At 44.6% G+C, this 23,939-nt stretch carries 17 protein-coding genes; 7 read left to right on the top strand and 10 right to left on the bottom strand.

The window, feature by feature from the left end:
• Positions 1-3: 3 nt before the first annotated feature.
• Both AV939_RS00585 and aldA read right to left on the bottom strand, forming a co-directional pair.
• Entirely contained in the window at positions 4-1,227 is a 1,224-nt protein-coding gene (locus AV939_RS00585; RefSeq protein ID WP_061996787.1) for a mandelate racemase/muconate lactonizing enzyme family protein, read from the bottom strand.
• Between the two features lie 149 nt (positions 1,228-1,376).
• The gene (gene aldA / locus AV939_RS00580) at positions 1,377-2,801 is read right to left on the bottom strand and encodes an aldehyde dehydrogenase (RefSeq protein ID WP_057794881.1); all 1,425 of its coding nucleotides are present in this window, start codon (positions 2,799-2,801) and stop codon (positions 1,377-1,379) included.
• A gap of 363 nt (positions 2,802-3,164) precedes the next feature.
• Between aldA and AV939_RS00575 the strand changes: the two genes are divergently transcribed.
• The 3 genes from AV939_RS00575 (at position 3,165) to AV939_RS00565 (ending at position 6,346) form a co-directional block, all read left to right on the top strand.
• The gene (locus AV939_RS00575) at positions 3,165-3,929 is read left to right on the top strand and encodes an IclR family transcriptional regulator (RefSeq protein WP_061996785.1); all 765 of its coding nucleotides are present in this window, start codon (positions 3,165-3,167) and stop codon (positions 3,927-3,929) included.
• Between the two features lie 312 nt (positions 3,930-4,241).
• Positions 4,242-5,207, top strand: a complete 966-nt coding sequence (locus AV939_RS00570; RefSeq protein WP_061996783.1) for an NAD(P)-dependent oxidoreductase — start codon at positions 4,242-4,244, stop codon at positions 5,205-5,207.
• Between the two features lie 242 nt (positions 5,208-5,449).
• Positions 5,450-6,346, top strand: a complete 897-nt coding sequence (locus AV939_RS00565; RefSeq protein WP_057794887.1) for a LysR substrate-binding domain-containing protein — start codon at positions 5,450-5,452, stop codon at positions 6,344-6,346.
• Between the two features lie 107 nt (positions 6,347-6,453).
• Here AV939_RS00565 and AV939_RS00560 read toward each other — a convergent pair whose 3' ends face one another.
• Positions 6,454-7,827, bottom strand: a complete 1,374-nt coding sequence (locus AV939_RS00560; RefSeq protein ID WP_061996781.1) for an L-serine ammonia-lyase — start codon at positions 7,825-7,827, stop codon at positions 6,454-6,456.
• 616 nt (positions 7,828-8,443) lie between these two features.
• Here AV939_RS00560 and AV939_RS00555 point away from each other — a divergent pair.
• Both AV939_RS00555 and AV939_RS00550 read left to right on the top strand, forming a co-directional pair.
• Positions 8,444-10,144: a BCCT family transporter gene (locus AV939_RS00555; RefSeq protein WP_082604998.1), complete on the top strand. Its 1,701-nt coding sequence runs from the start codon at positions 8,444-8,446 to the stop codon at positions 10,142-10,144.
• Positions 10,145-10,219: 75 nt separating this feature from the next.
• Positions 10,220-11,566 (top strand): MFS transporter, encoded by a 1,347-nt coding sequence (locus AV939_RS00550; RefSeq protein WP_082746011.1) that lies wholly within the window; start codon positions 10,220-10,222, stop codon positions 11,564-11,566.
• A gap of 36 nt (positions 11,567-11,602) precedes the next feature.
• On the opposite strand, the gene purU is transcribed toward AV939_RS00550, so the two are convergent.
• The 7 genes from purU to AV939_RS00515 form a co-directional block, all read right to left on the bottom strand.
• A complete protein-coding gene (purU, locus tag AV939_RS00545; protein WP_061996779.1) occupies positions 11,603-12,493 on the bottom strand; it encodes a formyltetrahydrofolate deformylase in 891 nt (296 codons plus the stop codon).
• A 38-nt stretch (positions 12,494-12,531) separates the two neighbouring features.
• On the bottom strand, positions 12,532-13,131 hold the full coding sequence (locus tag AV939_RS00540) for a sarcosine oxidase subunit gamma (RefSeq protein WP_061996777.1): 600 nt from the start codon (positions 13,129-13,131) through the stop codon (positions 12,532-12,534).
• Positions 13,124-16,249: a sarcosine oxidase subunit alpha gene (locus tag AV939_RS00535; RefSeq protein WP_061996775.1), complete on the bottom strand. Its 3,126-nt coding sequence runs from the start codon at positions 16,247-16,249 to the stop codon at positions 13,124-13,126. The genes AV939_RS00540 and AV939_RS00535 overlap by 8 nt, the downstream gene beginning before the upstream one ends.
• The gene (locus AV939_RS00530) at positions 16,246-16,539 is read right to left on the bottom strand and encodes a sarcosine oxidase subunit delta (RefSeq protein WP_057794898.1); all 294 of its coding nucleotides are present in this window, start codon (positions 16,537-16,539) and stop codon (positions 16,246-16,248) included. Before AV939_RS00530 ends, AV939_RS00535 begins: the two co-directional genes overlap by 4 nt.
• Positions 16,540-16,556: 17 nt before the next feature.
• Positions 16,557-17,807, bottom strand: coding sequence for a sarcosine oxidase subunit beta family protein (locus AV939_RS00525; protein ID WP_057794900.1), 1,251 nt, complete (start codon positions 17,805-17,807; stop codon positions 16,557-16,559).
• A 96-nt stretch (positions 17,808-17,903) separates the two neighbouring features.
• Complete coding sequence (gene glyA, locus AV939_RS00520) at positions 17,904-19,157, bottom strand: serine hydroxymethyltransferase (RefSeq protein ID WP_061996773.1); 1,254 nt, start codon at positions 19,155-19,157, stop codon at positions 17,904-17,906.
• Positions 19,158-19,512: 355 nt separating this feature from the next.
• Positions 19,513-20,610 (bottom strand): hybrid-cluster NAD(P)-dependent oxidoreductase, encoded by a 1,098-nt coding sequence (locus AV939_RS00515; protein WP_057794904.1) that lies wholly within the window; start codon positions 20,608-20,610, stop codon positions 19,513-19,515.
• 340 nt (positions 20,611-20,950) lie between these two features.
• Here AV939_RS00515 and AV939_RS00505 point away from each other — a divergent pair, with 340 nt between their 5' ends.
• Entirely contained in the window at positions 20,951-22,228 is a 1,278-nt protein-coding gene (locus AV939_RS00505; RefSeq protein WP_061996769.1) for an aromatic ring-hydroxylating oxygenase subunit alpha, read from the top strand.
• 364 nt (positions 22,229-22,592) lie between these two features.
• Complete coding sequence (locus AV939_RS00500; protein WP_061996767.1) at positions 22,593-23,660, top strand: GlxA family transcriptional regulator; 1,068 nt, start codon at positions 22,593-22,595, stop codon at positions 23,658-23,660.
• Positions 23,661-23,939 lie beyond the last annotated feature (279 nt).

The raw sequence follows: 23,939 nt of genomic DNA, 5'->3' as shown, positions 1-23,939 counted from the left end.
CGCCTACCGTTTCCAGTCTTGATTAGACTGTTCTTTCACATCGTAGGGCTTGGCATCCATGGATAAATGTAGTGCTTTGCCTGTGTAGGGCGAATGTGCTTTCACCACATCCATATTTAACTCAACACCCAAGCCAGGCTTGGTAGACGGAATTATGTAGCCGTCTTTCCATTCAATTTTTTGTTGTAGAACGTCGGCATGAAAACCGTCCCACGTCATAATGCTTTCTTGAATAAGGAAGTTTGGCGTAGCAGTGGCAAGCTGCACACTAGCAGCCGCACCAACTGGGCCATTGTATAAATGGGGGGCTATTTGGGCGTAATGTACTTCTGCAATACTGGCTATCTTCTTAGCCTCTAGAATGCCGCCTACTCGGCCCAAATTCATTTGCAAAATAGACGCAGCGCCATGCTTAAGTAAATCGAAGAACTCGTATTTCGTGGTTAAGCGCTCGCCGGTAGCCACTGGAATGCTGGTATTTTTGGCCACTTCGGCCATGGCCGATGCTTGACCAGGAGGAACAGGCTCCTCAAACCACAAAGGATCGAACGGTTCGAGGCGTTTGGCTAAACGAATAGCCCCTGCTGGCGTCATTTGACCATGGGTACCCATCAGTAAGTCGCACTTATTACCCACAGTTTTGCGAATTCGCTCGCAGAAAGTAGCGGCTTTATCAATAGCTTCTAAAGACAGTTGATGACCACAGTAATTCCCATAAGGCCCTACGGGGTCAAACTTCAATGCAGTGAAACCTTGCTCCATATTTTTTTCGGCACATTCAACCGCCAGCTCAAGATTGTCGTAATCGTAATCGCCGTCTTCATTTTCAGGGTAAAGGTAGGTATAAGTACGAAGTTTATCGTGAATTTTTCCGCCAATAAGTTCGTAAACAGGCTTGCCTGCTGCCTTACCGATAATATCCCAGCACGCCATTTCTAACCCGCTGACCACGCCCATCATGCTTAAGTCGGGGCGCTGTGTGAAGCCGCTAGAATACGCTGCACGAAAAAAGCGCTCTACATGATGGGGGTCGAAACCTTTTAGGTAGCGATCGAACACATCTTCAATTGCATGAGTCATTACACTAGGGTGAAAGGTAGCGGCGTAAACCTCACCAATACCTTCAATACCACAGTCGGTTCTAAGTGAAACAAAAATCCAGTACATACCCCCAACGTGAGGAGGCGGCGTAGCAACGACATAAGATTCACAAGAAACAACTTTCATGGTTTTACCTTTTTTTAACCCGCACCATGGTGCGAGTTTTTAAATTGTGTAGCAGTTTGGCATTGTTGCCAGCAAAACTGATGTATAAGCGCAAACTTTTATCGAACGAGCACTAACGTATTTGGGTTGAATAAACTATTGATTCAAAACTAGTATTTAAGAACAACTAAGCGAGTTTGCGTGTATTCCAGCATGCCATGCTTACCATCATCGCCGCCTAAACCTGAGCGTTTCCACCCGGCGTGAAAGCCTTGATAAGGGTCGGAAGGAGTACGGTTGATGTACACTTCACCGGCTTCCATTTCGTTCGCCACTTTCATTGCGGTACGATAGTTTTCGGTGTAAATCACTGACGCCAAACCGAACTGGTGATCGTTAGCTAACGCCAGTGCTTCATCTACATTTGAATATTTCAAAACAGGTAATACAGGTCCAAATATCTCTTCTTGAACGATTTCCATATCTTGGCGGCAATTAGTCAGTAAGGTCGGCGGATAGAAATAGCCTTTGCCTTCAGGAATGAAACCACCAAGCTCTAGGTTAGCCCCATCATCAATCGCTCTTTCCACCATTTGATGAATGTTCAATCGCGCATTGCCGTTAACTAATGGCCCCATGAAACCAGGGTTGTCTACACGGCTACCAAACTGTTGGCTTTTCATGTTCTTATGCAGCAAGGCTACAAATTCATCGTAGATATCTTCGTGTACGTAAGCCCGCTCTACCGCAGTACAAAGCTGGCCGCAGTTGGTATTTTTAGAACCAACGATTTCTCTTGCCGCTTTTTCTAAGTCGGCATCTGGCTCAACAATCGCGGGGGTTTTTCCGCCTAGTTCCAACGACGATTTAGCAATATTAACTTGCGAGTACTCTAGAACCTTGCGCCCAGCGCCAACGCTTCCCGTAAGGGTAATCATGCCTACTTTAGGGTGTGTACACACCAATTCCGCCGTAGCGTGGGTCATGGTAAGTACGTTCACTACACCCTTAGGAATGCCCGCTTCTTGAATAACTTTGGCAATGGCAAATGCTGAACAAGGCGTGTTGTTACTGGGCCTAACTACCACCGTATTTCCGGTAATAAGAGCCGGTGCAATTTTGCGAAGAAATGTGTAAACAGGGTAGTTAAACGGGATTAATGCCACCACAACGCCAATAGCTTCTCGTTGCAATAACAGGTTTTCATCTGGAGTATCGCTGGGAATAATTTCACCCTCGATACGGCGCGCCCATTCAGCATGATAACGAGTTATATCAGCGGCATACACAGCTTCGTTGGTCGCGTCTTCTAGGCTCTTTCCTGACTCTTCAGCCAGCGCAGCACCAATATCATCTTTGCGTAATACCAGGGTGTCAGCCAACTTCTGTAAGTAACCACCACGTTCTATGCTGGTAAGCTTTCGCCATGCGCGCTGTGCTTCTGTAGCACTTTCAATTGCCGATGCAGCTTCTTCTGGGCTTGCCGCTGGAACCTGAGCAATAAGCACTTCAGTTGCAGGATCATAAACGTCTATTAATGAATTTTGAGTAGAGCTAACAAATTCATTGTTAATAAAGTTCTTTTCGATTCTCATTGGGCAGGCCTTAAATCTTAGTTAATCCATTGTAAGCAGGGTTAAAATTTCAAGTCAAACTTTTATTATATTTAGAATATTGATTCCATATATGGAAAAATTAGCGGTGTATTCTTTATTTTTTGAAGTCAAATTAATGCATAAAGTATTAAACTTCTGTTTATTTCATACATTGAAATAGCCAACTAGCCGTTGCTTTTGATTGCCCCCACCTAATTTTGTGGCCTAGAGGGCTTTATTTACTTACATCTAGCCGAGTTCTATCTTAAGCTAATCTTAGATTTGCCTTACCTACCTGCTGGCCTTACTACACCAGATAACGTAAGATTATTTTTTTATATATAAAATAGCGGCAAATGGTCGATGGAAACGTTAAAAGCAAAATCAAAAGCGCCGGCTGTAGATGCCTCTATTTTAATGATGAATTTAATTGCTACATCGTCATACCCCTTAACCCTTTCTGAAATTTGCTCTCAGCTAGACATGCCGCCGGCCAGTGGGCACCGTATTATTAACGCGTTGTTAGAGCATCAGATGATTGCCCTAGATCCAAATCGTAAAAAAGCCTACTGCATTGGCTCTAAAATCTTTCAAATTGCCTCTACGATTTACAACAAACAAAGCATCATCCCGTTCTTCTATCCCGTGGCTGAAATTTTAAAAAACGAAATTCATAAATCTATCTTTTTGTATTCCCCAGTAGGTAATCGGGTGGTAACAGTAGCAAAGGTAGACTCTTCACTGAGCGGCCCTTTAACCTTCCATTTAGGGCAAACCACTGCCATGCATTGCTCTGCATCTGGGGTAGCCATCTTGTCTATGCAATCTCCAGTACTACAAAAAAACTACTTTGATGTAGAGCAAAAGCACGACCCTAGTATCAGCAACCAGTTGCCAAAGATACACGAGGAGTTAGCACGGGCTAAACGCTTGGGGTATGCGGTGACTCAGCGAGAAAACGGTAGCCATTATTGCTGCATTGCCGCGCCAGTATTGAATTTAAGAAACGAGCCTATTGCGGCAATAAGTGTAGTGATAAGCGCTGACTTTTTAAGTAAACAAAGTGCTCGAGACTATTCAAAAAATCTAGTTCAAGCCGCTCGTCAATTGTCTGCCCACATCGTTTAGAGCGATAGCGGTCCCCCTAAATGGCTATTCATTAAGATTGTCACGGTGCAAAGGCATACCGCTTTATTCCTATTTCGCCCTTGCTAAGATCTTGCTTTGCTCTTGTCTCACTTTTGCCTCACTCCAGGTCAGCAAGGCCTCGAATAACCAAAATATGATTGGTTAGAAAAATTAACCATACACCCAAAATTAATCATTTTTACCTAATCCATTTTTATATAACTATCGGTTTTCTTGAAGTTATACGAACTTCAACAGGCCAACAGCTGTGCTTTGCAATGGCACACCGCAATATAATAAAAAGGTAAACACATGAAGATAGGATTCATCGGATTAGGTAATGTGGGTGGCAAATTAGCAGGAAGCTTAATACGTAACGGCTGCGACCTTACCGTTAGAGATTTAAATCCAGAATTCGTCGCAGACTTTGTTGCACGTGGTGCCAAGTCTGCCGACTCAGCAAAAGAGATAGCTGAAAAGTGTGATGTTATATTCACATGCTTGCCTTCTCCAGCCGCATGTTCTCACGTTATGGAAGCCGAAGACGGCGTGTTGGCAGGTATTAGTCCTGGTAAGATTTGGCTAGAAATGAGTACAACCGATGAAGCTGAAGTTCGCCGCATTGGCGCCTTGGTAAAAGAAAAAGGTGCCATGCCTGTCGATTGCCCAGTATCTGGGGGTTGCCATCGTGCCGATACGGGCAACATCTCTATTTTTGCAGGCTGCGACCGTGAAGCGTTCGATACCGTTCTACCTATTTTGACCATTATGGGCAGACGTGTGCTTCACACTGGCGCGCTTGGTTCTGCATCAACCCTAAAAGTAGTGACTAACTACCTTTGCACAGTGCACCTTGCTGCATTGTCAGAGGCATTGACGGTTTCTAAAGTGATGGGGATGGACATGAACGTAGCCTATGAAGCCATTAAAGCGTCATCGGGTAATTCGTTCGTTCACGAAACTGAATCTCAGGTAATACTTAACGGTAGCCGTGATATTGGCTTTACTATGGATTTGGTATCCAAAGATGTTGGCCTGTTTGACGAAGTGGCAAAGCGCGCAGGCATACCTTTAGAGCTTGCACCTTTAATGGTAGATATATTTAAAGATGGTGAAGAGCGCTACGGCCCTCGTGAATATTCGCCTAATATCATTCGCCGAATGGAAGATGCTTGCGACGTTAAAGTACTTGGTAAAGGCTTTCCGGCGTTTATGGTTGACGACGAGCCAGAAGAAAAAGGCTACGAAGTTGTGGTGCCACTAAGAGGCGATTACTAAAGCCATTATTTCCATTTATCGCATGCTTAACTAAGAAAACATTGCACTAGGCAGCATCTTTACTAGAAGGCAACCTGAACGGGTTGCCTTCATCTTATTGGCTTAAGGTTAATGCCTTTAAGCTTATGCGTTTAGATGTGAAAACAACTACTTTCGCGGGTCTATCTGTAGTTATTAGTTGGATTTTACGCCATTGTTTGGTAGTTATGTTGTGATAATTTTTCAATGATTAAGGTCTCTAAATGGAACGTCGGTTACTTCCGCCACTCAGTACCATAAGCGGTTTTGAGGCCGCTGCACGCAGGCTGAGCCACCGCGCAGCGGCGGAAGAGTTAAATTTAACGCATCCAGCGATTAGCCATCAAATCAAAAACTTAGAAGAGCACTTAGGAGTAAAACTATTTAATCGCGACGGCAGAAATGTCATTCTTAGCGATGAAGGAAAGTTGTTTTACCCCTATGTTCTAGAAGCACTTGAGCAACTTGCTTTAGGTGTGGCAACGGTTAAAAAAGCGGTAGAGCACGCGCCACTGCGAGTACAAACTTATGTCACTCTATCTATACGCTGGCTGGCTCGCCGATTACCCGCTTTTCACGATGAACACCCCACGGTAAATGTTCAACTTGATACGTATGCTTCGAAATGGGAATTCGACGAAGAATCTTCAGATGTAGGCATAGTGTATTGCGATACCGCGCCTTCAGACCGGTATCATTGGGAGCCCATTTTCGACTCCCGTGTATACGCGGTGTGTAGCCCAACCTTGCTTGAAAAATACGATGGTAAATTAACACCCGAAGATTTATTAGATTTACCTCTACTGTCTGTAGAAACCGAAGTAGATTATTGGAAGCGGTGGTTTGAGAGCGCCAATCTTACACCCAATGTTATTACACCTTATATGGTGGTAGATACAAAAGCTGTTGCCCTTGAAATGGCCATTAATAATGAAGGAGTGGCGTTGGTGAATGGGCCCTTTATAGACGATGATTTACGCATGGGTCGATTGGTAAAGCCCTGTGAGCATGAAACCACGTTTTCTGGAAGCTGGGGTATTATTTGTCGCAAGGAAGACAAAGACAAACCTGATGTTAAACACTTCTTTGACTGGATGCTAAAAATCACCTCCCAAGTATAGTGTACGACCTGAATGTCTTATTTGCAGAGGGCACTATCTAACATTCTTCAGCTTTTCAATGCTTTTTGCATTACAGGCTTGTGAACTCAATCACCCACGCATTTATATCAACATTCTATAATATTGACCGCTAAGCCTCCGCGAGCGGTTTCCTTGTATTTTGATTTCATATCGTTGCCGGTTTCAAGCATGGTTTTAATCACTTTATCGAGGGAGACTTTTTGATCGCCGTTGCCCCGAAGCGCCAGTCGAGAGGCATTAATTGCTTTTACCGCTCCCATCGCGTTTCTTTCTATACAAGGCACTTGCACTAAGCCACCTACAGGGTCGCACGTTAGCCCTAAATTGTGCTCCATGCCAATTTCAGCCGCATTCTCAACTTCGCTTACCGTGCCCCCAAGTATCTCGGTTAACGCCCCAGCGGCCATAGAGCAAGCCACACCCACTTCACCTTGGCAACCTACTTCAGCCCCAGAAATAGACGCATTCTTCTTGTATAAAATACCAATCGCCGCTGCCGTCAGTAAGTACCGTACCGCAATATCTTCATCTACCGGGCGAACAAACTTTTCATAGTAATGCAGTACGGCAGGAATAATGCCTGCCGCACCATTAGTAGGTGCAGTAACCACTCGGCCGCCCGCCGCATTCTCTTCATTTACAGCCAATGCAAATAAGTTAACCCAGTCCATTGCCTGCATAGGATCGGTGGTACGTTCATTTTGAAGTCGGCGGAATAACTTAGGGGCACGCCGTGTGACTTTTAAGCCTCCTGGTAGAATTCCCTCGTTGGCAATACCATTAGATACACAGGTTTGCATAACCTGCCACAGATGCCATAGCTTCTGTTTAACTTCATCGTTACTACACACTGCGCTTTCATTTGCCAACATCAGAGAACTAATACATAACCCGTGCTCTTTACATAAACGCAGTAATTCAGACGCTGAGGAAAAAGGGTAAGGTACGCTTTTATCGTCTTGTTGGACCGCTGCTGCCTTTTCTTGATGGAAGTCTTCATCCCGCAATATAAACCCGCCACCAATGGAATAGTAACTTTGGCTAGCGACTATGCGTTGCCCTTGAAGCCCATGGAAGGTTAAACCGTTTGCATGAAGGGGCAGTGTTTTGCGGCGATGAAATACAATAGCGTTTTCACGCTTAAAAATAACCTGTCGCTGGCCATGCAATTTTAGCCATTGTTGATGTGCAACATCAGCCAAATTGCGCTCGACACTTTCTATCTCAATAGACTCTGGGGTAAAACCTTGAAGGCCTAATATAACCGCCTTTCCCGTGCCATGCCCTTTACCCGTTTGCCCTAGCGATCCAAACAACTCTACACGCACTTCATCAACCAGCTCAAACAACTGAAGGTACTTCAGCTGTTCACAAAAGGCGATGCCAGCGCGCATGGGCCCAACGGTATGAGAACTTGACGGCCCTATACCAATACTGAACATATCGAAGACGCTGATCATGGCTTACTCGTTAAATTAATTTTTACCCTGAATAGCCGTCTATTAAAGCACTGTAGATATGTTTCACTTTTCCAATCAAGACATTTACCGGTTCATATAAGACATACGAATTTTATTTCTATATACTAAAAATTGGTTTGTATTAATTCCAAACTAAAAAAACGTGAAAATTGGTAAAGCCAGAGAAAAACTCAGATCTAATTAAAAAATGCTAAATGATTTACAAGCTTAAAAATTAATTTTTATAACCAGATAATCAAAGGAAATAATTTTTAAACTTGCAGCGACGTATTTAGAAAGTTATGAGTCGTTATAATCAAAATATCAACACCCTTGAATGCTAATCTGGCACGAAGAGCGCTATTCAAGAATAATAGTGAACATACTCTCTGCCATTTTTTAACTACAACAATGGCATCATTAATAAGCAATAACCGAACAAGGTTTGTTCACTTTTCGCAATCGACAAGAAGTTTGGTGAGAACAAAAACTGGGCAAAAAAACACATTCACGCCGTGATTGTCATTTACAATTTACATTCACCAAATCTTGGCTTTACCTTAAAAATTTAAAACGCTGCTTCGTACAGCAAACAATAAGCAAAAGAAGGTAAAAAATGTCTCATAATGCAGCTAAAGCATTAAATGCAAAAAAAGCCCTAGCTAAAAAGCCCCCTGCATGGCTACGCTTCGATTTTAAAAACGATATTAAACACAGCGTATTTTGGCCTCCCTTTTTGCTCCTTCTCGCCGCCATGGTTTTCAGTTTTATTGATTTAGCACATTTCTTACGTGTGGTTACCAACATCAATGATTGGATATTAGATACCTTCGCATGGTTATTTAGCTTTTCTACGCTGTGTTTGCTGCTCTCACTTATCGCTACTTTTTTCTCCCCGTTAGGCAAAATTAGAATTGGTGGTAGCCGTGCTACTCCATTGCTCTCTAAATGGCAGTGGTTTTCTATTACTTTATGTACCACATTGGCCACCGGCATTTTGTTTTGGAGTGCGGCAGAGCCCATGTTCCATTTCTATGAACCGCCCGTGTCACTCAATATTGAAGCGCAAAGTGAAGCCGCAGCGGTATTTACCATGGCCACCATGTTTATGCATTGGACGTTCACCCCCTATGCTATTTACTGCTTGCCAGCATTGGTATTTGCCCTGTGTTTTTACAACTTACAAATGCCCTTTTCTCTTGGCTCGTCACTAAGGCCTTTTTTAGGCAAGCTCATCACCCCAGCGACAGGCAAGGTTATCGATGCGATTGCGCTGTTTGCGTTAGTTGCCGGTATGGCATCTTCGTTAGGCACAGGAGTGTTGATGTTAAGCGGCGGGTTAGAGTCAGTATTAGGGCTGCCCAATACGAAAACCGTGATGGCATTAGTGTGTGCCGCCATTGTTATTACCTTCGTGGCATCTGCGGTAAGTGGGTTACAAAAAGGTATTGCTAAGCTATCTAATCTGAACGCTAAAATCTTTATCGTTGCTTGTATATTTGTACTTTTATTCGGCCCCACCAGCTATGTATTTTCGTTAGGTATTGAAGGGTTAATTGACTATGGCACTAACTTTTTTGCCCGAAGCCTAAATACTTACACCGGACCGAACGACGACTGGCCGAAGTTATGGATAGTGTTTTATTGGGCAAATTGGTACGCATGGGCCCCCGTGGTAGCGTTATTTTTAGGAAGAATTGCCCGTGGTTACACCGTTAGGCAGTTCATTGTGGTGAACTTAGTACTTCCTGCCTTATTCGCCATGATATGGATGTCTACGTTTTCTGGCAGCACCTTGTTTTTTGACCAAGAATTAAATGGCGGCATTCGCCAAGCTATGGATACCAGCGGGGCTGAAGGCGCTATTTACTCGCTATTTGATAACCTGCCAATTAGCGCTATCGTGGCGACTATATTCATTTGTATCACGTTTATTTCTTACGTTACCGCCGCCGACTCCAACACCGACACCATGAGTAACTTGTGCTCTACAGATTCCGATGAACCAGAGACAGCTGCTAGTGTTGAATGCGCCACAGATACCACCGAAGATGCGAGTGCAAACTCGGGCTCATTGTTAATGCTTAAATTCGTGTGGGGTATTAGTATTGGCGTTATCGCATGGGTAATGGTGAGCTTTGCCAGTATTGACGGCATTAAAATGATGTCGAATTTAGGCGGCCTGCCTGCCATGTTTATCATTATTTGCGTAAACGCTTCATTATTTGTGCTGATATACCGCGTAGCTCGTGGCAATATGCTGGAACCGAAGCCAGCAAAAAACCACAGGAATATAGACCCCCCTGAAGGCTTTTAACCTTTTCCAATTAACCAGTTACAGGCATGGCGTTAGTAAACTACCCTACTAGCGCCTCTTACATTGAGTAGAGTTATGCGCGTTTTACTTCAATCTATGTTTTCGTTGCTGCTTTCTGCGGCCATTTTACTGATAGGCCACGGTCTACAATATACCCTAGTACCTTTGTATGCTGTAAGTCTAGATTGGGCGCCCTCTACCATAGGCTATATCGGTTCTAGCTATTTTCTTGGCTTTGTATTTGGGTGTTTAAGTGTGCCAAAGCTTGTAGCTAGGGTAGGTCATATCAGAGTGTTTACTGTGTTAATTGCCCTGACTACTGCCTCTATGCTGTTCATTGGCATGGTGAACCATTTTGAATCTTGGTTGATAGCGCGATTGCTGATGGGATGGTCGATGGCGGGTATCTACATGGTAATTGAAAGCTGGCTTAACGAGAAAACTAGCTCTGATCATCGCGGCAGTATTCTATCAATATATGCGGTTATTACGTTATTCGCCATCTGTGTAGGGCAAGTGTTGGTCGGCTTCGATATTGGCTTTGAAAGGCTATTCATGCTGGCCGCGGCACTATTAGTACTAGGCATATTACCTATTGGGTTAACCTCACGAACAGCACCAAATCCTATTCCTGATATAAAATTTAGTTTTAAACGTATTATGTCGGTTTCACAAATTGCCATGGTAGGAGCCTTCTTAGGCGGCTTTGTGACAGGCGGCTTTTGGGCATTAGGGCCTGTGGCCGCAGATAGCAATGGCCTTGATGCAGGGCAAGTGGGTATTTTTATGGCCGTTACCCTGTTAGGAGGGGCCGCGTTGCAATACCCATTAGGTCGATTATCTGACTTTATCGACCGACGCCTAGTCATTGCTGGTCTAGCTGTTGTTGGGTTCATTATATGTGTTATTGCTGTGCAGCCCTTTTTTGAAGGCCCCTCGTTTATATTCATCACCATGTTTTTATTCGGCGGTTTAGTCTTTCCGCTTTATGCACTGTGCTTAGCCCACGCAAATGATAACACCGACCTATCGGTGATTGAGATTGGGAGCGGTGTGTTAATGATGAATAGCTTAGGCAGTGTATTTGGGCCAATAGTGGTGTCTTCGTTAATTAAATACACCCAACATGCTTTGTTTATTGTATCCGCCCTCGCCTTCTTCATTTTGGCTTGCTGGACGGTATACCGAATTAAATTCCACAAGGTAGACCGTGAGCACTTCATGCCTTTCGTAAGTGTAAGCAAAACGACCCATGAAGTTATAGAAGTGGGTATTGATGAAGAAGAGCCTGTTGATTCTGAAAAAGCTTCAGTTGTTGAGCCAGTTTCAGAGCCAGAGCCAGAATACGCGCCCGCTTTTGGACTAGAACAGGACTCTACGTCAGCCGCTTATGGTGAGCATGAACCAAAACCAGATGCTTAGGCTAAACCATAGAAATGCGCGTATACTGCCGTGGCGTTACTTAGTGAACACCACGGTTTTTTGCCCATAAAGAAATATGCGGTTTTCAATGTGATTTTGTACCGCGCGAGCCAGAGTTAAGCACTCTACGTCACGCCCTTTTGCAGCTAGGTCTTGCGGCAAGAAACCATGATCTACCGTTTCCACGCCTTGACTAATAATAGGCCCTTCATCAAGTTCATCGCTAACATAATGGGCAGTAGCACCTACCAATTTAATGCCTTTTTCATAAGCCTGATGATAAGGCTTGGCTCCTTTAAAGCCAGGTAGCAACGAGTGGTGAATATTAATCGCGCGGCCTTTTAGCTTCACGCACATGTCGTTCGACAACACTTGCATATACCGTGCAAGTACCACTAAATCCGTATCGTATTGCTGAATAACTCCCCAAACCAAGGCTTCTTGTTCAGCCTTAGTTTCGCTGCTAATAGGAAAGTGGTAGTAAGGAATATTGTGCCATTTTGCTAGGCTTTCGCAGTCGGGGTGATTAGACACTATAGCTTGTATATCTACCGCTAAACTGCCCACCCGCCAACGGTATAATAAATCATTTAAGCAATGATCTTGCTTCGACACCATGATCACAATTTTAGGTTTATACGCCTTTGCGACCAACTGCCATTGCATCGAAAACTTATCGGCTTGCGGGCTAAAACCTTCAAAGAAGGCTTGCCTGTCGAAGTTCGCGCCGTTGTCTGGCCGAAATTCAATGCGAATAAAGAACTGTTCGTTTTCAGTGTCGTCAAACGAGTGAATTTCGGTAATGTAGAAGCCGTTTTGATACAAATAACGGGTGACCACATCGACCGTACCTAACTTACTTGAACAGCTGGCGGTAATAATTTGTGCTTGCGCGTTTTGTTGTTGAGTATTTCTAGGCAGCGCCATTACGGTTCCTTTCACGAAATATAAAGATGTAGACCCAATTAGAGGGTTACACGCAAGCCGTATTCTTTGCTGCTTTGCTGTAACCACAACCAAAAGTAGTCGGCAAAGCTGCGGCGTACAATAAGCTGAAAACTGTAATCACCTGTGCGGCGAATATGAGTTGACGATTTAGCGAATGCGGTACCGATAACCTTACCAACAGGGAACTGCTTAAGGTGGAAATCGTAGCCCGTTGATTTTTTTAATACCTTGATACAATCAGGCCCACTAAGCTCAAGAATAGTTTGCCCGCCACTAATATCAGACACCGCAAAGTGCCCAGTGATGCTTTCTCTTAGGGCTGCTTCTATTGCTTCCTCCTTCCCGCCTTCAATAATAATTAGCCACTCATCGGGCGATAACCACATAATAGTAGCGTCATCGTTTTCTACCGACGTACATGGGGTTAGCGGTAAGGTTAACCCCAGTGCTTTTTCTACACCGTTTTTAAATTCTGGACTGTCGCTATTACCTCGTAAATTAAGGTGCCCCAGTAATTTAGCTTCACGAAGAGATACGCCGCCTTCGTTAGTTACACTGGCTAAAGACTCAAAATCTGCATGGTACAAAGGTGACTGTACATTAACGATATTAGACATTTTGACGGTCTCCTTTGGCATCATAAAATACGGAACTGCATATCTCGGCTTCCACTGTGGTGCCATCGGCCAGAGGGACAAATACAGACTGCCCCATGCGCTCAAGACCTCCTTTCACAACAGCCAGTGCAAAAGAGTGACCTAAGCACGCACTGTAATAGCTAGAGGTAACATGGCCCACCATAGTCATAGGAATACTTTCGTTGGGGTCGAACACAAGCTGCGCGCCTTCGGGTAATACGAAGTGCTTATCTTTGGGTTTTAACCCTACAAATTGTTTACGATCGCTGCGCTGGTTATCTTCTCGGGTCCACGAGCGTTTACCTAGGTAACTGAATTCTTTCTTTTTCCCTACCACCCAGTTCATGTCTAAATCTTGCGGCGTTACCGAGCCATCGGTATCTTGCCCCACTATAATAAACCCTTTTTCAGCCCGTAATATGTGCATGGTTTCCGTGCCGTATGGGGTTATTTCGAACTCCGCTCCGGCTTCCATTACTGCTTCCCATGTATGAAGCCCATGGTTGGCTTGCACATTTATTTCAAAAGACAGTTCACCAGTGAACGATATACGGAAGATACGCGCCTTCACACCAGCCACTTCTGTGGCAATCCAGCCCATGTATGGAAAGGCCTCGTTGCTCACATCAGCATCAGTGAGTTTTTCCAACACCTTACGGCTATTAGGGCCCGAAATGGTCATGGTAGACCAATGATCGGTAACCGTGCTGAAGTACACTTCTAATTCAGGCCATTCAGTTTGATGCCATAGTTCTAGCCAGCTTAAAACAGCAGGCGCGCCGCCTGTGGTGGTGGTCATTAAGAAGCGGTTGTCGTTAATACACGAGGTAACCCCGTCATCAAATACCATACCGTCTTCTTTACACATTACCCCGTAGCGACATTTCCCTACGGCTAACTGGCTCCATGGGTTGGTATAAACACGGTTTAAAAATTCTCGAGCGTCTTTGCCTTGAATGTCTATTTTGCCAAGGGTTGAAGCATCTAAAATACCTACGCTGTTGCGAGTGGCCAAGCATTCACGTTGCAGTGCTTGCTCCATACTTTCCCCTGGTTTAGGGAAATACCATGGGCGCTTCCATTGACCTACATCTTCAAACTCTGCGCCATTGGCTAAATGCCAGCTGTGCATAGCGGTAAAGCGAGCGGGGTCGAATAGATGCTTAACATCACTGCCCGACAGTGCCCCAAAGGTAACCGGCGTATACATAGGCCGAAAAATAGTGGTGCCTGTTTCAGGAATAGTTTTACCTAATGACTTGGCAGTAATGGCCATGCCATTAATGTTACCTAGCTTGCCTTGATCGGTACCAAATCCCAGCGCGGTGTAACGCTTAACATGCTCGATAGACTCAAAGCCCTCGCGGTTCGCAAGCTCGATACCTGCGGCGGTCACGTCGTTTTGGTAGTCGACAAACTGTTTTGGAGCACGACTAGTAGGTTTCACATGCGGAATATGAAATAGTGCCATGGGGGGTGCTTCAACTGGCTCATTAATAACAGGTGCACTGCTTGGCTCTACTAGCTTTAATTTGGGAGCTGGTTCAGCTGAAGGTTTTTTACCCGCTGAAGGCTCTTGACCCGCTGAAGGCTCTTGATCCGCTGAGGGCTCTAGCACCAACTCACCGTTTGCCGCTTGTGATGCTTTAGTGCCGCACTGCATACCATCATTCAACACTTGTGCTAACGAATATATGCCATTAACGCCGCCACAGATAAGCTGAGCTTGCTCGGTTTTACCTGGCACAAAACCTTGAATATCATCTCGCCATACTGGTTTGCTGCCAGTGTGCGACGATAAATGCAGTACAGGGCTCCAACCGCCAGAACTGGCGACGGTATCGCAGGTGTAGCTCACCACTTCACCCTCAACCTTTTCCCCATTGCTGCTAATAGGTGCCACTTCCACCGATTTAACCCGCTTACTGCCCTTTACGTTAATAATGGCGTGTCCGAATAAAACCTTAATGCCAAGCTCAATGGCTTGTTTTACCAAATCGCCTTCAGTACCAGCTTCTGGGGTAGGCCGTGTATCTGCTATTAAGGCCACCTGTTTACCAGCGTCATGCCAAGCTATTGCTGCTTTATAGGCATTGTCGTTGGTGGTCATTAAGGCCAATGTATTGCCAGGTACTACCGCATAACGATTAATATAGGTAGAAACCGCAGACGCCAACATACAACCCGGCACATCATTATTACCAAACACCAATGGCCGTTCGTGCGCGCCCGTGGCCAGAATAACTTGTTTAGCCCGTACTTTATGCACCCGCTGACGCGTGCCATTGCTATCAGTTTCACCAATATGATCGCTACGGCGCTCGTTAATACCTAAAAAGTTATGGTCGAAATAACCGAATACGGTGCTGCGTGGAAGTAGCGTAACGTTTTCATTTTGCTCTAACTCACTTAGGGTATTGGCCACCCAAGCAGATGCACTCATTCCATCAAGCAATTGGGTAGAGCACAGTAAGCTGCCACCCATTTCGTTTTGTTCATCGGCAATAATAACGCGGCAGCCTGCTTGCGCTGCAGCTAATGCCGCAGATAAACCAGCTGGGCCAGCACCCACTACCATCACATCACAATGATGATGCATTTTGTCGTAGGTATCTGGGTCGGGTTGTAATGGGCTACTGCCTAAACCAGCGCCTTTGCGAATAATTTTTTCATACGACATCCACATAGACTGAGGAAACATAAAGGTTTTGTAGTAAAAACCCGGAGGCATAGCTGCGCCACCTACTTTACCTACCGTTTCCATTAAATCGAAATCTACATTGGGCCAACCGTTGGTGGCGTTGCACACAAGGTTTTGATACAGCTCGGTTTGGGTTGCCCGCGGATTGGGAATAGTAGAAGCGTCGTTCGAGCCTATTTGAAAGATAGCATTGGGCTCTTGAGCATCAGCGGTAATAATCCCTCTGGGGCGGCTATATTTGAAACTTCTGCCGACTACATCAACGCCATTGGCTAATAATGCAGAGGCGAGTGTATCGCCCTCAAAGCCCTGATAGGTTTTGTTATTAAACGTGAAATTTAAGGTTTTAAACCGATTAATGCGGCCACCTTGTTCAAGACGGTTTACTTGGCTCATTGTGTGTCCTCAGCAGTAATACTGGGCTGCTGCCCCATTTTGTAAGTTTCGAGTATTTTGTAGGTCACGGTGTGTCGGGTCATATTGAAGAACTTTCGACACCCAGTTGCATGCACCCACATTTCATGGTGTAAACCACGTGGGTTTTTGCGGAAGAACAGATACTGAGACCATTCTTCATCGGTTAACGATTCTGGCGCTAAAGGGCGCACAATGTGGGCCTGACCATGGGGATGAAACTCTTCTTCTTCGCGATATTCTTCGCAATAAGGGCAGTAGATATGTAACATGTTTTAATCTCCCTGGCTTAGTGCGCAACACCGGCAGCGCCGTGTTCGTCAATTAGTTTGCCCGATGTAAAACGGTTCACATCGAAGGCTTTGGCAAGTGGGTGTGGATCATCTTTTGCCACTGTGTGTGCAAAAACATGGCCCGACCCCGGCGTAGCTTTGAACCCACCGGTGCCCCAACCGCAATTAAAGTACAGCCCCTTAATATGGGTTTTCGAAATAATCGGGCAGGCATCAGGGCACGTATCAACAATGCCGCCCCATGCGCGATTAAGCCTTACTCGGCTAAAAATAGGGAACATTTCGATAATGGCAGAAATAGTATGTTCAAGAATATTAAACGAGCCACGTTGCCCATAACCCAAGTAGCCATCGATTCCCGCGCCTATGACTAAGTCGCCTTTATCCGATTGGCTTACGTAACCATGTACATGGTTAGACATAACAACCGTGTCGAGTATGGGTTTAATGGGTTCAGACACCATGGCTTGTAAAGGATGAGACTCCAATGGCAGCTCCATGCCAACCATTTTGGCTAGCGTACCCGAGTTACCTGCGGCTACGCAGGCAACTTTATCGGTAGAAATGAAGCCACGATTGGTTTCTACACCACAAACTGCACCGTCTTTACGACGAATTCCGGTTACTTCGGTTTGCTGTAATAAGTCTACGCCTAGGGCATCTGCGGCGCGGGCATAGCCCCATGCCACGGCATCATGACGGGCTGTGCCGCCACGGGGTTGCCACGATGCTCCCATAACGGGGTAACGTGCGTTTTTAGAACAATCAAGAATTGGCACTAGGTCTTGTACTTCTTGACCATTAAGTAATTGAGAGTCGATACCGTTAAGTCGGTTAGCACTTACTCTTCGCTCAATGTCACGCATGTCTTGTAATGTGTGACCTAAGTTAAGCACTCCTCGCTGACTGAACATTAAGTTGTAGTTTAAATCTTGGGCCAAGCCTTCCCACAATTTCAATGAATGTTCATACAAATGCGCCGCTTCATCCCACAAATAATTGGAACGAATAATGGTGGTATTACGCGCCGTATTGCCGCCGCCAAGGTAGCCTTTTTCAACCACAGCAATATTGGTCATGCCATGCTCTTTTGCCATGTAATAGGCCGTGGCCAAACCATGACCACCACCGCCAACAATAATGGCATCGTAGTGCTTTTTAGGCGTTGGGTTTCGCCATACTCGCTGCCAGTTTTCGTGGTGACTCAAGGAATGCTTTAGCAGTCCGAACCCAGAGTATTTTTGCATGGTTCTACCTTTCATTCATTGCGCGCAGCAATATCTGTTTATTAATGCCAACCCTACTTCTGTAGGCTGCTAGTCATAGTAAAAATGGCTAAGATGTTATCGATAGACCGGGTGAGCTTCACACAGCGCCAACACGTTAGCGCGTACGGTGGCTATCATGTCTTCGTTGTGAATGTCGTCTAACACATCGCAAATCCAATGGGTTAGGTCAGTCACCTGTTGAATGCCAAACCCTCTAGTGGTGATAGCTGGCGTACCTATACGTAGCCCGCTGGTCACAAAAGGTGATTGAGGGTCGTTAGGCACTGAGTTCTTATTTACCGTAATATTTGCCTTACCAAGGGCGGCATCAGCATCTTTACCGGTCATGCTTTTATCAATTAAATCGAGCAAAAATAAATGGTTATCGGTACCGCCCGACACCACTTTATAGGTACGTTTTTTAAATACATCGGCCATGGCACGGGCGTTGTCGATAACCTGCTGTTGGTATTCAACAAAGTCTGCTTCCATCGCTTCTTTAAACGAAATGGCTTTGGCTGCAATAACATGCATTAGCGGGCCACCTTGGCCGCCAGGGAAAACCGCCGAGTTAAATTTCTTTTCTAAAGCTTCATTGTGTTTGCTCAAAATAAGCCCACCACGAGGGCCGCGAAGGGTTTTATGGGTAGTGGTGGTGACCACATCGGCAATGGGTACTGGGTTAGGGTACTGCCCCGCCGCTACTAAGCCTGCCACATGGGCCATATCAACGAAGAACCATGCGCCAACTTCATCGGCAATATCGCGAAAACGCTGCCAATCTACTACGCGAGAATAAGCCGAAAAACCGGCGATAATCATTTTAGGTTTGTGTTCGTGCGCCAACGCCGCTACTTGGTCGTAGTCGATTTCGCCAGTAGCTTCATTTAAACCGTATTGCACAGAATGATAAATTTTGCCTGAAAAGCTAACCTTTGAACCGTGGGTTAGGTGCCCACCGTGCGCTAAGCTCATGCCTAATACCGTATCGCCTGGCTCGAGCAATGCCATAAATACAGCGGCGTTAGCTTGCGATCCAGAATGGGGTTGCACGTTTGCGTAATCAGCTGAAAACAACGCTTTCGCTCTATCGATAGCCAATTGCTCTACTACGTCAACATGTTCGCAACCGCCGTAGTAACGTTTACCAGGGTAACCTTCAGCATATTTATTCGTTAGCTGAGTGCCTTGCGCCTGCATCACCCGGGCGCTGGTATAATTTTCAGACGCAATCAGTTCCACATGATCCTGTTGGCGTTTTTCTTCTTCAAGCACAGCTTGCCAAACTTCATTATCGTACTCGGCAATCTGATCATCTTTGCAAAACATTTTTCTTTCCTCAGCACCGACAGCAGCGAACATTGTCGTAAATAAATGTGAATGTAATAACACTAACTTTTGGACGAAGGCGCTTTGTATCTAGCTGATTCAAAGTGAATCTTTTCGCTGTTTAGTTCGACTTCTTGTGCAGCATATTAGCCCTCGTTTTACTGGCTAATAGTTCTGCTAACGCCACAATTGCCACCATTAGCGACATTTTTTCATGGCGTAAAAACTTGGTTTAATTCACCCATTTGGCTTATCAAAAAGGCTTGTAAAAAAAGGGTTATAAAAACGAAAAATTCCGGGCTAGCCGGAATTTTTAATAGGAAAGTAATCAGTATGGAAATATGAATGAGGGCGCTTAATACTCTATCGACACATCGCCTTTCGGTATGCTGCAACAGCTTAGAATATAGCCATCTTCCACATCTTCATCGGTAATACCGCCGTTGTGTGACATTTCAACTTCGCCAGCTGTTTTCTTCACCATACAAGTACCGCACATGCCTAGCCCGCAACCTTTGGGAATATGCAGCCCCACCAATGCCGCGGCGGTATGCACGGTTTGATCGGGTTGAATTTTGATTGATTTACCGCTGTTACTAAATTCAACCTGTAATAAATCGTCGGTATCAATATCGATATTCGCATTGTCGTCAGCTTGCTGCTGCGCATCTTCATGGGCTTCGGTAGGCGGCAAGCCAAAGCTTTCTTCATGGTAATTTTCCATGTTGAAACCCACTACCGTGAGCAGCTTTTTAATAGCATCCATGTAGGCTGGCGGTCCGCAGCAAAAAATAGTTCGCTGCATAAAATCAGGGGCAATAATTTCTAGTTGGCGCTGATCGACAAACCCATAATAACCATTCCAACTTTCACCATTTTCGTAACGCTCGCACACGATATTTAAATTGAAGTTATCAATGCGCGAGTCCATTAATTTCAGTTCGCGATAATAAATAATGTCTCTAGGTGTTCTGGCACTGTGAACAAAGGTGATATCTACGTTAGCATTGGTGTCGTACCACCAGCGTGTCATTGACATAATAGGCGTAATACCTACCCCGCCAGATAGCAATAAGACTTTGTCGCTGACAATATCAAAGCAATTAAATGCACCAACGGGGCCGTGAATAGTGAGTAGATCACCAAGCTTTAAATTGTCGTGCATCCAGTTAGATACTTGGCCGCCAGGTATGCGTTTTATGGTAACGGAAAAGCTGTAGGGCACAGAGGGTGACGACGAAATAGTGTAGCTACGAAATACTTGCTCACCGTTTATTTGCAATTCAAAGGTAACAAACTGCCCCGGCTTGAAAAAATGCATAACCGGTGAGCTTGCCTTAAAGCAAAATGTGCGCACATCCATGGTTTCATAGATAACGTTAACGCACTGCACTTCATGGCGCCCATTGGCCCAACTTTGCGTATTTACATCGGTTAAAAAATTCTCGCTCATTGCGAACACATTCCATAAAACTAAACGGGATATGCGCTCAATATCTACTAGTAAGAAATGCCCCACTTATTCAAAAACGACAAGCCTATAACCAATAACACCAACAGTAAAAATCCAAACTCGCTTGCGCAAATTAAACGGGTTAAGAAAAAACGCGACAGGTCGGAATTGCACGCTAGTTTTGTCGTTTTTGGAAATGCTTTAATCACTCAGGCGCTGCAAAATCAAAAAATTCAGGTAGAGCACATGTCGAACATACAAAGGCTCTGTAAAACCAACACTTCACCAGCTTAACCATATAAAAACGCTGGAAACCATACAGGGCAAGGAAACACATAGAATGGCAAACCTAAATATTATACCGAGTTCGACAATACCTTGTACCAAAGAGCAAGCGATAGCGGATAGCTTAAAAGCGCACCCTATCTCGTTGTCGCTTCCTCAGCCCTTCTACACCGAGCAAGCCAACTTTGATATTGAAATGGAGCAAATCTTTCAAAAAGAATGGTTGTTTGTAGGGCTTAGCTGCGAAATTCCTAAGAAAGGTAATTTCATGACTCAGCAAATTGGTAATAGCTCTATCACAATAGTGCGCGATCAAAACGGCGAAGTACGCGCATTTCATAATGTTTGCCGCCATCGTGGTTCGAAATTGTGTTTAACCGAAAAAGGTAAAACGGCCAAGCTGGTATGTTCGTACCATCAATGGACGTACGAACTAGATGGTAATTTACTGTACGCTGGCACCGACATGGGTGACGATTTTGATAAATCAAAATTCGGCTTACACCCTGTGCATTGTCGAAATGCGGGCGGGTACATTTATATCTCGCTTAGTGACAACCCAACCAATATTGACGATTACTTTGAAGATCTTGCCCACTACCTTGAACCCTACGATTTAGAAAATGCAAAAGTGGCCGTTGAAAAGACCATAGTAGAAGAGGCAAATTGGAAGCTAGTGATAGAAAACAACCGTGAGTGCTATCACTGTAGCGGCTCGCATCCAGAGCTTTTAGGCTCGTTGCTGGAGTGGGATGATACCGAAGATCCAAGAGCCAGCGATGAGTTTAAGTTTCTAGTAGCATCGAAGCAGGCGTTATGGGACGCAGAAGGAATTCCTCACAAGCACGTTTCTCACGGGTACGCCAAGCGCAACCGCATTGTTCGTATGCCGTTAAAAGAGGGCTCGCTAGCAATGACAGTAGATGGCCAATTAGCGGTAAAGAAACTAATGGGAAGGATTAAAAACCCAGAGTTAGGTTCAATGCGAATTTTGCACCTGCCGAATTCGTGGAACCATGCGCAAAGTGACCATATTGTTGCCTTTCAAGTTAAACCCCTTGGACCACGTAAAACCGAAGTAACCACAAAGTGGGTGGTACATAAAGACGCGGTTGAAGGTGTAGATTACGACCCTGAAAGACTCACCTATGTATGGGATGAAACCAATAAACAAGATAGACGTTTGGTAGAAAACAACCAACGTGGTATTAATTCAATAGCCTATCAACCAGGGCCTTATTCTGCCACTTATGAGTTTGGGGTAATTAACTTTATCGACTGGTTTAGTTACACCATGCAAGTGAATATTGCGGCGTCGACAACTCGCAGTTAAGGGCTTTAACCAAAAGGCCTCAACTGAAAGATATAAAATAAGAGGGTTAAGCTAAGAGGCCTAAATCAACCAGCTTTCACCACACTAATTTTATCAACCTGTACACACAAACTAACGAGAGTGCACATTCGTTGTAGAAAAAACTTTCGTTATGTGTAATAAAACATCAATAACTTTGTTTTTTGAATAAAAATGACGCAATTAGAATAGATAAAGTCGTTATTTTTATACTGCATTTGCCTGTAGTGATTCAATAATCGTCACCTAGCCTCATCGCTAATAAAACGGTTATTTGAATCAAAATTTAATCAAAAAATAGACCCATTAAAAATAATAAAAACATGGCAAGCTAGAGGCTAATGCAATGAGACCGATAGAGACAAAGTACGAAGGCAAAGGCGAACGTGTTCGCCATATAGGCTTTTTATTACTACCCAATTTTACCATGATGGCATTAACGTCTGCCATTGAACCCTTGCGCATGGCAAACCATCTTTCAGGTAAAACCTTGTACACCTGGGCTACCATTAGCGCCAGCGGAGAACCCGTTGTTGCTAGTGACGGTTTGAGTGTTAACGTAAGCGCCCGATACGAAAACCATGAAAGCTACTCGGCGGTAATGGTTTGCGGCGGTGTTGCGGTAAAAGAAAACATTACCAAACTCGATTTGAACTGGTTAAATTACCTGGCTAGAAAGAACGTTATTTTAGGCGGTATTTGCACGGGAAGTTATGCATTAGCAAAAGCGGGATTGTTAGATAACGTAAACTGCACCATTCACTGGGAAATGCTAGCCAGCTGGCAAGAAGACTTCCCCAAAATTAAAAGCACCAACCAACTTTACACCATTGAACATAAACGTTGGTGTAGTTCCGGTGGCACTGCCCCTATGGATTTGATGCTTTGCCTAATAGGCAGAGAGTATGGAAAAGAACTTCAAATTGCGATTTGTGAGATGTTTGCCCATGAGCATATTCGCGACGAATCAGAAATGCAGCGCATTCCACTTCAGCACGTTGTAGGCGCTAATCAATCTAAGCTTCAAGATATAGTGCATTTGATGGAAGCCAATATTGAAGAGCCTTTGAATCTAAACGAGCTAGCTGGTTTTGTGAATTTGTCTCGCAGGCAGTTAGAACGTTTGTTTCAACGGTATTTGCACTGCTCCCCCCATCGTTATTACATGCAAATTCGTTTAACCCGCGCAAGGCAGCTTATTAAGCAAACCAACATTTCTATTATTGAAGTGGCTATTTGCTGTGGCTTTGTTTCTACTCCTCACTTTAGTAAGTGTTATCGAAACGCGTTTAAAATACCGCCTCGAGAAGAACGCGCCAACCGCGGCTTACAGTTTGATAATGCCAGTGGCGAATCTACTTACGGTACCGTTAAAATACGTCACTTACCTACACCACAATTAGAATGTGGCTAATGTAAATACCCTCAAAAACATACATTAGTTAATGCTCACTTATCTTAGATTAACTGTTAAGTGGGCATTGCTATAACGCTGTTTCACTTTTCCCTTTTATGAAATGCTCGCTTTAAACCTCCTGCCAGACTATTTTCCTATCCCCTTTTTTTTATTTCCAATTGCATAAATTAGCTTTTTTTCAATGGCGCAACGTCACTAGCCTTTGCACTTCAAATTTAGCCTTAACAACAATTTTCAACTATCTGCTTCACACGACGCATTTAGCAAATAATGAGT

This window comes from Alteromonas sp. Mac1 (assembly GCF_001562125.1).
Lineage (GTDB): Bacteria > Pseudomonadota > Gammaproteobacteria > Enterobacterales > Alteromonadaceae > Alteromonas > Alteromonas stellipolaris.
Note: the sequence above shows the minus strand (reverse complement) of the source record. Positions and strands in the feature narration are given on the sequence as shown.